The sequence below is a fragment of the Acidovorax sp. PRC11 genome (genome assembly GCF_031844105.1).
Taxonomy (GTDB): domain Bacteria; phylum Pseudomonadota; class Gammaproteobacteria; order Burkholderiales; family Burkholderiaceae_C; genus Paracidovorax.
In genome coordinates this window covers 354,902-371,224 of record NZ_JAUZUQ010000002.1, presented here as the reverse complement: position 1 = coordinate 371,224, position 16,323 = coordinate 354,902, and the positions used below count along the sequence as shown (strand labels likewise).

The 16,323-nt window shown below is 62.8% G+C and carries 9 protein-coding genes and 2 pseudogenes; 3 read left to right on the top strand and 8 right to left on the bottom strand.

Annotated features, from left to right (window positions below; all coding sequences use genetic code 11):
* Positions 1 to 155: 155 nt before the first annotated feature.
* Positions 156 to 647, top strand: a pseudogene (locus Q9R47_RS03730) (DUF4172 domain-containing protein); the annotation flags it as partial.
* A gap of 2 nt (positions 648 to 649) precedes the next feature.
* Positions 650 to 1,344, top strand: a pseudogene (locus Q9R47_RS03725) (SbcC/MukB-like Walker B domain-containing protein); the annotation flags it as partial.
* Between the two features lie 162 nt (positions 1,345 to 1,506).
* On the opposite strand, the gene Q9R47_RS03720 reads toward Q9R47_RS03725, so the two are convergent.
* The 6 genes from Q9R47_RS03720 to hsdR are packed head-to-tail and all read right to left on the bottom strand — an operon-like array spanning position 1,507 to position 12,474.
* Positions 1,507 to 2,529 (bottom strand): DUF5655 domain-containing protein, encoded by a 1,023-nt coding sequence (locus Q9R47_RS03720; RefSeq protein WP_311231849.1) that lies wholly within the window; start codon positions 2,527 to 2,529, stop codon positions 1,507 to 1,509.
* Entirely contained in the window at positions 2,526 to 4,499 is a 1,974-nt protein-coding gene (locus Q9R47_RS03715; RefSeq protein ID WP_311231848.1) for a chromosome segregation protein SMC, read from the bottom strand. The genes Q9R47_RS03720 and Q9R47_RS03715 overlap by 4 nt, the downstream gene beginning before the upstream one ends.
* Positions 4,483 to 6,387, bottom strand: coding sequence for a restriction endonuclease subunit S (locus Q9R47_RS03710; protein WP_311231847.1), 1,905 nt, complete (start codon positions 6,385 to 6,387; stop codon positions 4,483 to 4,485). Before Q9R47_RS03710 ends, Q9R47_RS03715 begins: the two co-directional genes overlap by 17 nt.
* On the bottom strand, positions 6,380 to 7,450 hold the full coding sequence (locus Q9R47_RS03705) for a PDDEXK nuclease domain-containing protein (RefSeq protein ID WP_311231846.1): 1,071 nt from the start codon (positions 7,448 to 7,450) through the stop codon (positions 6,380 to 6,382). The genes Q9R47_RS03710 and Q9R47_RS03705 overlap by 8 nt, the downstream gene beginning before the upstream one ends.
* Entirely contained in the window at positions 7,447 to 9,045 is a 1,599-nt protein-coding gene (locus Q9R47_RS03700; RefSeq protein ID WP_311231845.1) for an N-6 DNA methylase, read from the bottom strand. Before Q9R47_RS03700 ends, Q9R47_RS03705 begins: the two co-directional genes overlap by 4 nt.
* Positions 9,046 to 9,069: 24 nt before the next feature.
* Complete coding sequence (hsdR, locus tag Q9R47_RS03695) at positions 9,070 to 12,474, bottom strand: type I restriction-modification system endonuclease (protein ID WP_311231844.1); 3,405 nt, start codon at positions 12,472 to 12,474, stop codon at positions 9,070 to 9,072.
* A gap of 427 nt (positions 12,475 to 12,901) precedes the next feature.
* On the opposite strand from hsdR, the gene Q9R47_RS03690 reads away from it, so the two are divergent.
* Positions 12,902 to 13,090 (top strand): hypothetical protein, encoded by a 189-nt coding sequence (locus Q9R47_RS03690; protein WP_311231843.1) that lies wholly within the window; start codon positions 12,902 to 12,904, stop codon positions 13,088 to 13,090.
* Between the two features lie 18 nt (positions 13,091 to 13,108).
* Here the strand turns inward: Q9R47_RS03690 and Q9R47_RS03685 are convergent, their stop codons facing one another.
* Positions 13,109 to 13,357: a hypothetical protein gene (locus Q9R47_RS03685; RefSeq protein ID WP_311231842.1), complete on the bottom strand. Its 249-nt coding sequence runs from the start codon at positions 13,355 to 13,357 to the stop codon at positions 13,109 to 13,111.
* A complete protein-coding gene (locus Q9R47_RS03680; RefSeq protein ID WP_311231841.1) occupies positions 13,354 to 16,311 on the bottom strand; it encodes a DNA topoisomerase III in 2,958 nt (985 codons plus the stop codon). Before Q9R47_RS03680 ends, Q9R47_RS03685 begins: the two co-directional genes overlap by 4 nt.
* Between the last annotated feature and the right edge of the window lie 12 nt (positions 16,312 to 16,323).

The window sequence follows — 16,323 nt, the reverse complement described above, 5'->3', positions numbered from 1 at the left end:
CGCACCGCCCCGGACGCTCTCTGCGGCGTCGTCCGCCCTACCGCCGTGCCCGGTCGTCATCATTGGCAGGGCGCCGATGCCCATCGCGCCGGGCATGGCGTGCCGCCACCTTATTCGCCGCACAATCTGCGGCGAATAAACCAGATAATCACCGCATGTGGTCCGACAACGCTCCTCGCCGCCGCACCTACGTCTGGCAGCGCCCCGACTGGCCGCAGTGGCGCTTCGACGCCTTGGCGCTGGCAGCGCCTCTGGCGGAGGTGCACCGCGCCCAGGGCCATCTGGCCGGGCGCATGGCCGGGGTGGGACTGGCGCAACGCGACCAGGCCACGTTGCGCGCCCTGACCCAGGAAGTCGTCACCACCAGCGCCATCGAAGGCGAATCCCTCGATCTGGACGCCGTGCGCTCGTCCATCGCGCGCCGCCTGGGGGTGGACATCGGCGCGCTGGCCCCGTCCGACCGGCATGTGGACGGCGTGGTGGACATGGTGCTGGACGCCACCCAGCGCTTTGCCGAGCCGCTGACCGCGGAACGCCTCTTCGGCTGGCATGCCGCGCTGTTCCCCACCGGCTACAGCGGCCGGCTGCGCATCCGCACCGGCGCCTGGCGCGACGATGCGGCAGGGCCCATGCAGGTGGTCTCGGGCAAGCGCAGTTGCAAGCCCAGGCACTCACGCCGCATTCAGCCAAAGAATTGACGGCCCGCCTGGCCGAGCTGAGAGCACAGCGAACGCCTTCAGCGAACAGATCGGCGCCCACCGCGCCCTGCTGGTCCAGGACGCCCAGCTGCGCAGCAACCAGCAGGCCCTGTTCGCGCAGATCGCCAGCCAGACGGCGGAGACGGACCTGTGGCAGCGGCTGGACAGCCTGATCGGCTCCGCCAAGGGCGACAAGTTCCGCAAGTTCGCCCAGGGCCTCACGCTCGACCATCTGCTGCAACTGGCGAACCAGCACCTGAACCGCCTGCACGGCCGCTACCTGCTGCGCCGCAAACCGACGGGCGAGCTGGAACTGGAAATCGTGGACGCCTGGCAGGGCGACGTGCCCCGCGACACGCGCACCCTGTCGGGCGGCGAAGGCTTCCTGGTCAGCCTGGCGCTCGCGCTGGCGCTGTCGGACCTGGTGAGCCACAAGACCTCCATCGACTCGCTGTTCCTCGACGAAGGTTTCGGATCGCTGGACGGCGACACCTTGGAGGTGGCGCTCACGGCGCTGGATTCACTCAACGCCAGCGGCAAGATGATCGGGATCATCAGCCATGTGGAGGCCTTGAAGGAGCGGATACCGGCGCAGATTCGGGTGGTGAAGGGCGGGGGCGTGGGGCATTCGCGGTTGGTGGTTTAGGGCGGCTAACAAAGGCCAAACGGCTTCGTCGCCGCATCTTGTCGCCCTATTTTCAGTGCCCGCGATGCAGCGCGGGTTTAGCGCCGTGTTGCTCGGTTTCGTTACCCGCGTTGGGGACAGCTTGGCGTTGCAGCTTTTGTCAAACTCGCGAGGAGTTGATCATCAGCAGCCCTTCTGTCCAAGCGGCGCGTTTTCCCTGCGCACATCGCTGCGGCCCTCATACGCCGCCATGATGAACGGCTTGACCGCGTCCAGATCGGCCTGTGTTGTCAGCGTGACTTCGAGATTGCCCGTGCCCCAATGCCCGATATTCGTCACGTCTCGCGCATTCGGCAGCACGGGTAGGGCCGTGGCTGGGTCCACGTGCAGAAACAGTTGCAGGCAGTTCTTGCGATGCAACACCACAGTGGCAAAGTTCTTCAGGCGTTTGAACGCGAGATACAAGCGCAGTTCCTTACGCTGCACGTCGTCACCCAATGACAGGGTGAAATCCTCTAGAGAGGCCAGCAGTAGTTGCACGGCTTCCGGTAAGTTCGCCAACAGGTCTGCAAAGGACTTGTCTGGCCCAGTGCCTTTGGAAGCGAGGACTCCTACTGCGGCAGGCGCCACTTTGGCGGCGGCGCCCGGCTTGCTGGCGACGGCTTTCAGCAGTTTGGCAGAGGTGATCTTGTTGCCCACATCACTGCCTGCACTGGCGGACTCCAACAACAGCAAGTCTTCACCAAACTGCCGATAGCGAATCAGCTCGATGTTGCGACCAATCTGCTGCACCGCGTGCCCGTCGTACTTGGTGAAGTCCGCCGCAATGCACACCACACGGGGCGCGCTCCAGTCAATGGCATCTGCGGCAGCAGCGCCCAACTTGTCCAGCACCAGCAGCTTGAACTCGGCCTTGTGGTCCAGCAGCCAGTCCAGATAGAACAGGCCCTGGTTGATGACGTTCTCACCCACCGACCGCTTGTATTCCAGGATCACGGGGCAATTGTTTTCATCCAAGCCCAGCGAATCGATGCGCCCGCCGTGCGTCTTGCCTGTGGAATGCTCGGTGGCGATGAAGCGGATGTTGAGCAAGGGCTGCAGGTTGGCCTCGATCAGCGTTTGCAGGGGCTTTTCCAGATCGGAGGCGCTGCCTTGCAGCTCGGTGGCGGTGCCGCTGGTGAGGCGGAAGAGTTTGATGTCGCTCATGGCAGATCACAACGCAACAAGCGTTCGGTGGATGGCGAGCCACGCAGCTCAAGGCGCAGCCAGGGCTGCTTCTGGAACTGCGCCGGTGGCTGCGTCGTGGTCGTGACGATGTACTGAAAAACGGAGTTTTCTTGGGCTTCCAGCGTCGCAACCGTGCTGAAAAGGCGGTGGTACACGCTGAGCCCCAAATCAGCCTCACGGGGGCTGTCATGCACGAGGAATGCGGGCAGGTGGGTAGTGCCCTCCATGCTCATGCACATCACGGCAATGTCGAAAGCAATCACCTTGAGCGATTCAATGGCAGCGGTAGACCGCTCTCCCCCCAGTTGAACCGCTAGCTTCACGCCATTGCCGTCCAGCGAAACGCGCCCTGACGCCATGGGCCCAACCACCGTGCGAATCACTGCATCGAAGTAGTTCGACAGTCGATCAAAAACCAGACCCTGCTGCTCACGGAACGCAACCATGCGATCACGCTTGTCCTCCATCTGCGTCACCAGCTTTGCAGCGGCAGAGAGGGCTTGGTCCCAGTCGTCCCAATCGCGGGCCAGACGCTTGATGTCGTCCAGGCTTCGGGTCACCTTGAACCAACTGGTGGAACGGCCTTCGTTGAGCTTTTCAGCTTTGTTCAGTGCTTGCCGCAGGGAGTCCCGTGCGGAGCGTGCCGGTGGTAGCTGCTGCTTGAGCAACGTGATCTCGACACGGACATCTCCGATGGCTTTCTTCGCCTCATCGATCTGCGCCACCAATGCGTCGTGACGCGCCCGCAGGCCGTCAAAGTCGGGCAGCTTGTGCGAGAGCTTGCACCCTTGGGCCAACACGCGGTCAATGGGCACTTCACAGATTTGGCAGGCAGGGACTTCCGCCCCCCGTACCCTGGCCGAGCTGGCGGGCAGCTCGGACTGGTATTGCCTGAGCAGTTCTTCGCGAATGGGCAAGCTGGCTTCCTGCACGGCCAACTGTTTCTCTAGCTCACTCACGCGCTGCTCGCTGTCACGCCAACGTTGTCGCAATTCGCCCAGGTTGGAGACATCCACCCCCGGGCTCACCTTGGATGCCTGCGCTAGCTTCTGGCTGGCGGCCTGGCGAAGCACGCCAATGCACAACCGTCCCTCGGGCACATCGGTAGGTACCAAGTCCAGATTGCGAATGATCTCCAGGCGCAGCCGCTCACAAGCCCACTGCCTGCGCCCCGCCTCCAAGGTCTTGGCCTTGTGGGCTTCGGCTTTGGAGGCAATCGCCTGCTGCAACTCAATTTCTTCGGGAGAAATGGCGGCAATCAAGCCGCGCAAAGCCTCTTGCAAGCGGCTGCGCGACATGGACCGGGTGGGCGATTCCGACGCCGATTCCGCCGCACGCCAATCCAGCACATGGTCGAACCGGCATTCTTGGTCACGCGTCAGCCACGCCAAGGCCACCCGCCAGGCATCGTGCGGATGATCCACCGGCATCAAGGCGGCCACTTGCGGCGTGAGGACTTGGGTCTCAATAGCGTTCAGCAGCGGTGCCATACCGGTCGGCTCGTTCTGCCGGTCAAACAGTTGCTCCGGCAAAACATTCGCCACCGCAAAATGCCCGCGCCCCACGCCCAGGGGTCGCAACACGCCCCAAGGGGTGCCGTTCAGCACCACCTCTGCCGAAACCCAACCGTTCAAAAACTCGGCGCTGATGCTCAGCCGCTGGTCCTCAGGCGCAAATTGGTCTTCGCCCAGGCAATAACGCAGCAGGCGGCAAAACAGCGTCTTGCCCGCACCGTGCCCTAGTGCGCCCGCATCGTTGCGGCCACCAAAGTCCGCCGGGTCCGGCGACCACACAAAGTTCAGCCCTGGCCGAAGCTCCACTGTCCGTACCGGCAGGTGCGGCTCTTTCCAGATCGTGAGCCGCCGCACCCACAGCGCAGGCTGCTTGGCCCCCGCTGGCGGGGTGACCCACAAGGCGGGGCGTTCAAACAGTTCAGGCTGCTCTTGCATGCACAAACTCCACCGTCAATGGTTCCAGCAAAGGCAAGATGGCCTCGGCACCCTGCGCCCGTAAGTACGCCACCACCCAGCCCGCACGGCCCTGTGGCCAACCTGCCGTTTCAATTTGGCCCGCGTCAGGCCCCAAAGCCCAGGTGGCCTGCGACCCTGAGCCTTCTTCCACCAAGTCACCACGCGCCCGCATGCCCAGCACGGCTTTGCGCCATGTGCCATCGATAGCGGGCTGCAAGCGCGTCACCTGCGTAGGCAGCGGGTCGGCCACTGGGCCCACCAGCCGTTGCCATTGCACGGCTTGCTCTGCAGGCAGCGCCGCTGTCATCTGGCGGGGTTGCAGGCACAGCACGGCGGCAAGGCGGGCCTGCATCTGCGGCATGGGGCCGCCCCAGGCCTGGAGCACTGCCACCAGCATGGCCGTTACCGCGTGCTCATCCACTACGTCAGGCGCTGCCCACACACCATCGGGCAAGCCAGCCGTATCGGGTTGAACCCCTTCGGGCGTGGCAAACAGCTCTTGCGTTTTGGTGCGTGGCCGCCCACGCGATGCCTTCGCTTTGGCGGGTTGGGTCGCGGCAAGGCGCTGCAGCAACACATTGGCGGGCTCGTCTTGCGGGTCTTGTTGCACCAGTTCGCCGCGAAAGGCTTTGGCTAGCACCAAGGGGCTCAGGCGTTGGGCTTGGGTTCGGGCTGCATTGACGCGGGCTTCGATGCGGTCGGCCAAGGCAAAGAGGGCTTCTACGCGGCGGACGATCTCGGCTTGTTCCTCAAGCGAGGCCAGTTGAAACCGCACATTTTTGAGATCCGCTCCGGAAACGCCGCGCTGACCCGCACTTGATTTCACAAAACTTTCGACCTGGCGCCGAATCGGCCTGCTACCAAAAACAATCTCTATGAATTTAGGAAGTACCAGTTCAGATCGTGCTCTTACTCGGATTAGCTTATCTGGATACACATAATTTGGTGCATCTTGTTTCAAGGCTGCGCAAACGCCAACGAATTCAAGACTACCGTTGTAGCGAGTAAAAAGCAGGTCGTCTTTGCGCAGTTCGTACTGCAAAGCCTCTTTTTGTGTGACCACAAGGTAACGGTGATCATTTAGGTCTAGATGCCCGGCGCGTACCGCACCAATTCTGAGAATCTTTGACCCGGGCGGCTGCTCGGTTGGTTTTTGCGCAAGACCGTTCCGCATCTCTGCAATGACTTCGTGCAACTGCACGTTTTTCCACGCAGCAGAATTACGCTTTGCGTTGACTCTCCACTCTTCAGTCAGAGCGCCCGAAGTGGCTTGATCCAACACCGCCTGCCGAAACCGCTTGAGCCAGGCGGGGATGGCGTCGAAGCGGTCGTTGCAGGATTGGATGCGGGCGAGCAGGGTGTCGAGTTGGGTGGCGATGCGGGTTTGCTCCGAAAGTGGTGCAAGGGGGATCATCAAACTCTCAACATCTCCCTTTCTTATGGACGGGACAGTGGTCGATCGCGCCAATTCAGATAAATCTTGCGCTTGCATAAAGCGAAACAGCAATTTGTCTGTAATTGCAGACTCAGCCTTCACCGCCATCACGTTGTTGTCAACCAAGCAGTCCTCAACAACCAAGGCACGTCTGTTGAGATGAATTGCCTCGCCAATCTTGGCAAAGACCGTGGCCCCTTTGGGAATTGGCGTGCCTTTTAGTTTGGCCGCAACTTCAAACGAAACGCGATGCTGAGGCTCCCGTAGTTGTCCCCTAGAAGAAGCGACAGCTCTAGAAATGTCGCCCACTTTGTAGAAACCCAAATCGCCAACGACGCTCCCCTGAAAATGCAAAGGGAATCCAATTCCACTTCGAACAGTCGCGACTACTCCCAACGGGGTCAATACCCAACCTTCAGGTAAATCACTCATCCTCGCCCCCTTCCAACAACACGCCGCGCCGCGCCAGCCGCTCGCGCGCTTCCAGCAGGGCTTGGTGCAGGTGCTGTTCCAGTTCGGCCTTGGGCGGCAGCTCGGTCCAGTATTCGGCCACGGTGATGCCGTCTTTGTGCATTTGCAGCAGCTCCACCTGTTCGCGGCTGGATTCGGCGCACAGGATGAGGCCGATGGGGGCTTCCTCCCCGCTCTGGCGTTCGTGCTGGTCCAGCCATTTCAAATACAGCTCCATCTGGCCTTTGTGCGCGGCCTTGAAGCGGCCCAGCTTCAGCTCGATGGCCACGAGGCGGCGCAGGCGGCGGTGGTAGAAAAGCAGGTCGAGGTAGAAGTCTTCCCCGTCGATGACCATGCGCTTTTGCCGCTCCACAAACGCAAAGCCCCGGCCCAGCTCCAGGATGAAGGCTTCGAGCTGGCGCAGGATGGCGGCTTCCAGGTCGGCCTCGTCGTGGCCTTGGCGCAGGCCCAGAAAGTCGAGGAAATACGGGTCTTTGAAGACGAGGGCGGGAAGGCTAGGGGCTTCGACAGGCTCAACCTGAACGGGGGGTGGGGCTTGCAGTGCAGCCAGCTCGGTGCGTTCAAACGCCTTGCGCTCGATCTGGTGGGTCAGCTCGCGCACGCTCCAGCGGTCTTGCGCGGCGTGCTGGGCGTAGAACTGGCGGGCTTGCGGGTTTTTGAGCGCAACGATGGCGGCCATGTGGCTCCAGCTCAATTGTGTCGACAGTGTCGACACAATCTCTGCACTGGGGAAAGCCTGCGCAAACTTGACCATGCGGCGCAGGTTGCGGGCTTCAAAACCCCGGCCAAACTCTTGCGAGAGCTGTTGGCCCAGTTGCTCCAGCAACTGGCTACCGTACTGGGCGCGTTCGCCGCCCAGCACTTCGGTGGCCAAGCGTTGGCCCACGGCCCAGTACAGGCGGGTGAGTTCGGCATTGACCGCGCCGGCCAGGCGCTGGCGGCTGCTGGCGATGAGGGTGCGCAGCTCGGCGTGCAGGCTGGTGGGCAGGCCACCTTCTGCCGCGGCGGAAACCAGTTGGCTCATGGCTGGGCCTCGTCGGCCGTAGTCTCGTCTGCCACGGTGTCGTCGGCCAACTGGTCTTCCAGCGCGGCGTCGGGGTCTTCGCCCAGCTCTTCCAGCAGGCTGCGCAGGTCGGCCATGGCACCGTTCAGCTCGCGCATCACCAGGCGGGCCACCAGGGCGGGTTCGTCACGCTGGGCGTCTGCGGTTTCGGCGCTGTCGTCTTTGAGCCAGCTGATGTCCAGGTTGTCGCCACGGGCCTTGATTTGCTCGCGTGAAAAACAGCGCCAGCGGCCTGTCTCGCCCATGTCCACGCGCTGCGCCAAGGCTGCGGGGCCGCCGCAGGGGTCGTTGCCAAACACGTCTTCAAATTTGTCGCGGGGCGTGCTGGCCGGGGCATCGGGCCTGGTGCGGAAATACTCGCGGGTGAAGGGGGTGCGCTTGCCAAACTGGGGCATGTTGGCGCGCATGTCGTACACCCAGACCTCTTTGGTGTTGCCTTTGTCGGTGGTGCCGCGGGTGAAGAACAGCACGTTGGTTTTGACGCCCTGGGCGTAGAAGATGCCGGTGGGCAGGCGCAAGATGGTGTGCAGGTTGCACTTGTCCATCAAGTCGCGGCGTATGTCTGCGCCCACGTTGCTTTCAAACAGCACGTTGTCAGGCAGCACCACCGCAGCGCGGCCACCGGGGGCTAGGTTGCGGTAGATGTGCTGCAAAAAGCAGAACTGCTTGTTGGTGGTGGGATAGGTGAAGTCGGTGCGGGTAGGCAGGCCGCCGCCTTTTTTGGTGCCAAAGGGCGGGTTGCTTAAGGAGAGCGTGGCCTGGGGCAGGTGGGTGCCTTCTTCGCCCAGGGTGTCGCCAAACTGTATGCCGCCTTCAATGCCGTGCAGCAGCATGTTCATGAGGGCCAGGCGGTGGGTGTCTTGCACCAGCTCCATGCCGTAAAAGGTGCTGTGGCGGTATTTGCGCTGCTGGGCTTCAGTGCGGTCATCCACCGGGTACTTGTCGCGCAGGTAGTTGTTGGCGGCAATCAAGAAGCCGCCGGTGCCCGAGGCGGGGTCCTGGATCACGTCGCCTAGCGTGGGCTGCATCACGGCCACGATGCTGTCGATCAAATCGCGGGGGGTGAAGTACTGGCCTGCGCCGCTTTTCTTTTCGCTGGCGTTGCGCTCCAGCAGGCCTTCGTACAGGTCGCCCAGGTCGTCGCGCTGCACGCTGTACCAGTCGAGCTTGTCGATCTCTACCACCAGCTTGGACAAGGTGGCGGGCTTGGTGATGAAGGTGCTGGCGTTGGCATAAATCTGCTGCACGCTGCCCCGGCCATGCAGGCCGTAGTCCAGCAGCAGTTCTTTGTACATGTCCAGCCGGTCGGGGGCGGATGCCGCCATCAGGTCGGCCCAGCGGGTGCCTTCCATTCTTTCAGCGGGCTCGCCTTTCTTGGGCGACTTGTAGATGACCAGGCCGTCTTCCTGGCCAGTCTCTTGCATCATGCGCAAGAACAGCAGGTAGGTGAGCTCGCTCACGTACTGGTGGTAGGTCACTCCGTCGTCGCGCAGCAGGTTGCACAGGTTCCAGAGCTTGGTGACGATGTCCGACGTCACAGGGTTGATTGCAGTCATGTAGGGGGATGCGGGGAAAAGCGGTCAGGCGGACTTTTGGTCGTCCGCCCACAGTGCGTCGTTGAAGGCTTCCAGCACGGGCTGGAGCCGGCCGTTGAAGAGTTTGTCCAGGCGGGCAAAGCCGCCGCCGTCGCGTTTGAATATAAGGTCGGGGTCGTCCAGCGCTTCGCGGTCTACCAACATATTGGCTTTGGTTTGCGCGGCAATGCGTTTGAGCCAGTCGCGCTGGGGCTGGGTCCAGGGTTTGCCGGCAAGTGGCTTGGCCAGCAGGTCTTGCAAGGCGTGGTCTACGCGCTCGGCATAGGGCAACAGGGCGTCGCCCATGGCGGCCTGACGAATGTAGCCAATGATGCGGGCGGCAATGTCCTGGTTGCTCAGCTCGCGCCAGGCGGTGGCCAGGCGGGTTTCGGTAAAGCCAGCCTGGTCCAGCACCAGCACCAGCTCCTTGAGCTGCTTGCGCGTGAGGTCGCGTGGGCGGGTGAGTACGGTGACGAGCGCGGGCAGCTGGTTGCCTTGGCTGGTAATGAAGTCTTTGAACTCTTTCAAATAGTCTTCGGGCTTGCGGGCCGTGCCGTAGCCGCGCTCGATGCCTGCGAGGGCATCGGGGTGGTCGGAGACAAAAACAGGCTCGCCACGTCCTTCGCGCTTGCGGTCGAGTATTTCGCCCAGCTGGGGGTTTTGAATGAACCAGTTGGCGATTTCATCCACCGACAGGGTGCGCAGCTTTTGAATGAAAGCCTCGGGCGTCATGCCTGCCTTGATTTCAAAGTCTTGCTTGGCCTTTGCGTCGAGGTGGCGCTTTTTGACCTGCAGCTTGGCCAGGAACTGATCGCGCACCAGCTCGCGGGCAGCGGGGTCTTGCACGGCCACCATTTCTTGCTCCAGCTGCGCAAAGCTGATGCTGGGGTTGACCACCACGGGGCGCATGGCTGTCATGTTGCCGATGGCTTCAAAAATACGCACGGCGTCAAACACGCGGAAGCTGTCTTTGGGGTCGCCGTCAAAGTCGCACATGCGGGTGGCGCGGCCCAGCATCTGGTCGAACAAGATGCGGCTGTTGACCTGGCGCAGGAAGACGAGGTTGCAGATCTCGGGCACGTCCACCCCGGTGGTGAGCAGGTCCACCGTGACTGCCACGTTGGGCAGGCGCTCGTTTTTGAAGCGGCGAATCAGCTCCAGCGGCTTGTCGGCATTGCCGGTGATTTTGATGACGGCGTCGTCCTCTACGCTGCCGTACTGCGCTTCAAAAGCGGCCTTGAGCACATCCACCACCAAGTCGGCGTGGTCGGTGTTGACGCAGAAGATGAGCGTTTTGCGCTTGCCCGTGGGGTCGATCTCTTGCGCCAGATAGTTGCACACCACCTCATTGAAAGGACGGGTGATGACCTTGCGGTTGAAGTCTTCGACGTTGAGGTCGATGGCATCGGGGGCCTTGAAAAGCTCGATCTGATTGCGCTGCGCGTCGTAGACCTTGACCTCTTCGCCTGCCTTCCAGTGCATGCCGCCTTTGGAAAGCTCGGTGTAGATCTGAATGGGCGGTTCGTAGTCCACCAAGAAGCCATCCACCACGGCCTCGCGGTAGCTATAGGTGAACACAGGGGCACCGAAGATTTCGGTGGTGTGCAGGGCGGGGGTGGCGGTCAGTCCGATCTTGACGGCATCAAAGTAGTCGAGCACCCGGCGGTATTTGGAGATGTAGTCTTCAAAGCCCCGAAAGCTGAGTTCGGTGTCGGACAACTCGCGGTCCAGCGTGTAGCCGCGATGGCATTCGTCGATCACCACGCAGTCGTACTGGTCCACCGTGGGTGGGGCCACGCCATCGGCAGCGAACAGCACGCGCCGCATCATGCCCTGCACGGTGGCGATGTGGACGCTGGTGTCAGCGTCTGGCGCTTGGGCATCCAGCTCTTTGATGCCGAACGCTTCTGCAAAGGTTTGCAGGCGCTCCATGCGAGTGTCTTTGAAGGCGTTGGCTGCTTGTTCGCCCAAGGCCGACCTGTCTACCAAAAACAAGATGCGCCTGAAGCGCTGCGCTTTGAGCAGGCGGTAGATGAGCGCAATGCAGGTTTTGGTTTTGCCGGTACCGGTGGCCATGGCCAGCAGGATGTCGCGCTGGCCCTGGCTGATACGTTTTTCTGTCTCGCGGATGGCTTGCTGCTGGTATGGACGTAGCGGAAAGCCGAAGTTGAAATTGGTGTTGTCCAGTTGCTGGTGGGCTTTGACCTCATCTGCCGCCAGCAAATGCTTGAGTCCCTCGGGGCTGTACCAGCCATCGAGCGCCTGGCTGCGGTTTTCAGGGTGGCGTAGATCGCAAAACCAGATACCGCTTTTGGTAGACAACTGGCGCAGGTAAGGCCGCCCGTTGGCAGAGAAGATGAAGGGAATGCGGTATTCGGACTGCGCACCCCAGTTGCGTTCGTGGAGATGAACCTCAGCGCCCGCCGTGAATGTGCGGCTGTAGCGCTTGGCTTGCTGCAGTGCGCCAGACACATCGATGTTCTTGCGCTTGGCCTCTACCACGGCCATGGGCGTGAGCCCCTGGAAAAGTACGTAGTCGGCCGAATAGCCATCGCAGGGCCATTCAGCGATGGCGATATTGCGGCCCCGCAGGGGGCGTGCCCCTTTGCTGTAGCGCAGGGTGTCAGTGTCAGCTTCCCACCCGGCCTGCCGCAACTGGGCATCGATGATGCGGCGGGTTTCGGCCTCATCCAGCTGGACTTTGGTAGCGGCTGCATTGGCGGACTGCACTAAGGAAGCGTATTGCATGACCGGTGCAGCGACAGCGGCAGCTTGCAGGGCAGAAAGTTGGTCTGCCAAACGGGCTTTCGCCGCATCGGCCTCTGTGGCCAACTGCTCCCAAACGGCACGCTCTTCATGCAACGAAGATAGCTGTGTTCTGGTCTGCGCAAGCTCTGCGCCCGTCTGTTCATTTTGAGCTTGGTAACTTGCAACCGCCTGCTGGAGGCGGGCCAGTTCGGCTTGTAGTTCTGTGGTTTTGTTGTTGGGGGGCTGGGGCGGAACAAAGGGGCCAGCTCGGTGGTTGGCATCTTTGAAGGTGCGATGAAACCACAGCGCAAGCTGCCAGCAAAGCTTGAGTGTGGAAAGCGCTCCTGCGTGATTACCGGCCAGGGCGTGATTCGCAGCGTTGCCGTTGATGCGGATTTGGTCGAAGACCTGCTTCACCTCTCTAGGCAATGCGCCCTCGTTCTGCAAGCGCCGTATGAGTTCGTACTGGGTTTCAGCGGAGTTCGTCAGTAGCCCAGCTCGGGCGGCCAGCGATTGCGCCAAGATTTCTGAGAATTGCCTGAGCTTGAGCAAGCTGGTGTTGGGATCTTCTGCAAAGTACCGCTCGGCTAAAGCTCCTAAACGCCACAACTGTTCTTCGTAGGAGTGCAGCATGTCGAAGTTGGATTGGATACTTTGATGCATGTGTCTATCAGTCTGCGGCAACGGCGCGCTGGTACTATAGATCTTTTCGCCTGCGAATTCGTTTGAGCACTGTCTCGGATTGAATGCTCCCCGGCAGTCATTCGGCCCTGCTTCATGTGCCGATGGCCGGTATCAAAATGCGAGCCGTTTCTCACCTCTCCAATGTTCCAGATGAAAACACGTTAGAGCCGGGATTTCTAATTTTCGACTGGCATAACACTGCGGTTTGAGCAGTGCGGCAAAAATAAAACAGCAGACCGGCCCATAAAATTTTGGCACACCACAGCCGCCGCATGCCCTTGGAACTGCGAGCAGGTGAAGATCGGCTCTACGAAGCCGGGTTGCCCGCAAAGCGAGCCTGCGGGAGCGGCGTCAAAGCGCGCGCGAGGCACGAAGTAATGAGAGCCGGAAGCCGACAATAGTTTGAGTGCAAGCCTTGGCACTGTCGGCACTGAACTCAACTGACTTTCGCGGCCTCGCGAAGGCTTTTGACCACACCGCGATGGAGAGCTTCGGGTGCCACATCGCAAAGGCTGAGGCTGGAACCCGAAACGAAAGCGACACCGACAAGCTTGCCGCCATCGAATGCTCCCAGCGGAATGGCATGCGGCAATGAAAACCTTGCTTCGGCCGATCACCTCGAAGACCGCACCCCCCCCACCCCCATATCGACCGTCCCGAACACGGTCACCCCGCTTTCGCCGGCCTGCGTGCTGGTGGCCGGGTCGTTGGAGGGACGTGACGCGACGGTGCCGCAGCCGCCGAGGGCCAGGACGGCGCAGCAAGCCACCAGCAAGGCTGCATATCGTGCGTGCTGGCCGGCGGCGCAAGGGGCACGGTGCCCCTTGTCTGTGGCCGGGGTGGTGATAGTCATCAGGGTCATTCGCCATCTCCTTGCAGGTGCTTGCCCAGAATCCCCGCCAGCTCGAACATGCCCGCCGACTCCTTGCCGAACACCTCGCGCAGCTTGGCGTCGGCGACGATGGTGCGCTTGTCCTTGGGGTCCTGCAGGTTGTGGGCCTTGATGTATTCCCACATCTTCTTCACCGCCTCGGGCCGGCCGACGGGGTCCGGGCCGATCACGGCCGCGAGGGCCGGACTCGGGGGTTTGCCGGCAGCGGTCTTGCGCGGGGCCTTGGCAGCGGTGGCGGCCGGGCTCTTCTTCGCCGCGGCCTTGGCGGCGGGCTTGGCAGCCTTCTTGGCGGCGGCGGCCGAGGTGCCGGCCTTCGCCGTACCGGCAGCCGCACCGGCCTTGCCGGCGAACTTGCGCGGCGGGAACTTGCTCTCGCGCGGCTCGAACTCGAAGTTCACCTTGCCGGCCTCCTTGTCCCAGGCCAGGAAGGCCTTGAACGCGCGGCGCGTGCGCATGCTCACGAACTTGTCGAGCAGGTCGGTCTTGCCGGTAGCGAGCAGCTTGGCCATCTGCTCGCGCTCCACGGGCTGCTGCAGGATGACCTTGCCGCTCTTGAAGGTGCAGCTGGGCGTGGGCTGGGCGGCGGTGGGCACGGCCTTGCTGCACACGTAATTGCTGCCGTGCTCGTGCACGGGCGCACCGCAGATGGGGCACGGGCCCAGCGGTTCGTCGGTGAACTCGACCAGCTCGCCCGATGCCTCTCCTGCCCGGTCGTCGCCGAAGTCGAACTCCAGCTTGAAGTTGCCGGCCTCTTCGTCGCGCACGATCGCGACCTCGGCCGTGAACGGCCAGCCGGCCTTGGAGCGGAAGCCCTCCAGCGGGCCGATGCGGCGCTCGCGCAGCAGGGCCTCGGCCTCGGCGGGCTCGAAGGTACGGCCCGCGGGCGACTTGGTGAACGAAAAACCGCAGCCGTCGCCACGCCCGTCGGCGCCCGTGCAGGCGTAGCGCCGGTAGTTCTCCTTCACCACGCCGCCGCAGTTCGGGCACGGGGTGGAGAGCGTCGCGTAGTTGCCGGGGATGGTATCGCGGTCGTATTCCTTGGCCTTCTTCACCATGCGCTCGGTCATGGCGGCGATCTGCTGCATGAAGGCCTCGCGGCTGAGCTGGCCCTTCTCCATCTGGGCGAGCTTGTATTCCCACTCGCCGGTGAGTTCGGCGCGCGAGAGTTCCTCCACGCCCAGGCCGCGCAGCAGCGTCATGAGCTGGAAGGCCTTGGCCGTGGGAATGAGCTCGCGGCCCTCGCGCAGCATGTATTTCTCGGTGAGCAGGCCTTCGATGATGGCCGCGCGCGTGGCCGGGGTGCCCAGGCCTTTTTCCTGCATGGCCGAGCGCAGCTCTTCGTCTTCCACCTGCTTGCCGGCGCTCTCCATGGCGCCCAGCAGCGTGGCTTCGGAGTAGCGGGCCGGCGGCTTGGTCTTCAGGGCCTTGGCCTCGGCGTATTCGGTGTGCGTCATCTCGCCGGGCTTCACGGGCACCAGCGGCTGGCCCTTGTCGCCGGCCTTGCCGTCCTCGACTTCGTTGGCGGCCTCCTTGCCATAGATGGCCAGCCAGCCGGGCTTGACCAGCACCTTGCCCTCGGTCTTGAACGAATGCCCCACCACCTGGCTGATGCGGGTGGTGACCATGTACTCGGCGCTCGGGAAGAACACGGCCATGAAGCGGCGCACCACCAGGTCGTAGAGCTTCTGCTCGGCCTCGGAGAGGCCGCTGGGCGCCTGCGTGGTCGGGATGATGGCGAAGTGATCGCTCACCTTGGCGTTGTCGAAGATGCGCTTGCTCGGCCGCACGTAGTTCTCGTCGAGCGCCTGCCGGGCATAGGGCGCCAGGTGGCGCATGCCGCTGGTGGCGAGCATGCCGAAGGTGTCCTTCGCCACCGGCAGGTAGTCTTCCGGCAGGGCGCGGGAGTCGGTACGCGGGTAGGTCAGGGCCTTGTGGCGCTCGTACAGGCTCTGCGCCAGCGCCAGCGTGGTCTTGGCCGAGAAGCCGAACTTGCCGTTGGCCTCGCGCTGCAGGCTGGTCAGGTCGAACAGCAGGGGCGAGGCCTGGGTGGTGGGCTTGCTCTCTTCGGTGACGCTGGCGGCCTTGCCGCGCACCGCGTCGGCGATCTCGCGGGCGCGCTCGAAGTTCCAGACGCGGTCCGCGCGGGCCTCGGGATCGTCGGCGACCTTCTTCCACTGCGGATCGAACCACTTGCCGAGGTACTCGCCGGCCTCGGCATGGAAGCCGGCGTGGACTTCCCAGTAGTCGCGGCTGACGAACTGGCGGATCTTTTCCTCGCGCTCGACGACGAGCGAGAGTGTCGGCGTCTGCACGCGGCCGACGGTGGTGAGGAAGAAGCCGCCGTCGCGCGAGTTGAAGGCCGTCATGGCCCGCGTGCCGTTGATGCCGACGAGCCAGTCGGCCTCGGAGCGGCTGCGCGCGGCGCTGGCCAGGCCCTGCATCTGCTGGTCCGATCGCAGGTTGCCGAAGCCGTCGCGGATGGCCTGCGGCGTCATCGACTGCAGCCAGAGGCGCTGCACGGGCTTGTTCAGGCCGCCCTTGGCGCCGCCCGCGTACTGCTCGATGAGGCGGAAGATCAGCTCGCCCTCGCGCCCCGCGTCGCAGGCGTTGACGAGGTCGGTGACGTCCTTGCGGCGGGCGAGCTTGACGACCGCGTTGAGGCGGCTCTTGGTCTTGTCCACCGGCTTCAGGTCGAAATAGGGCGGGATCACGGGCAGGTGGGCGAAGCTCCACTTGCCGCGCTTGACGTCGAATTCCTCGGGCGCCTGGATCTCCACCAGGTGGCCCACGGCGCTGGTGACCACGTAGCGGTCGTTCTCGAAATGGTCTTCGTGCTTGTCGAACTTGCCCGCCACGGGGGTGAGCGCACGCACGATGTCCTGTGCCACCGAGGGTTTTTCTGCGATTACCAGGGTCTTGGTCATTTTCTGTGGGGT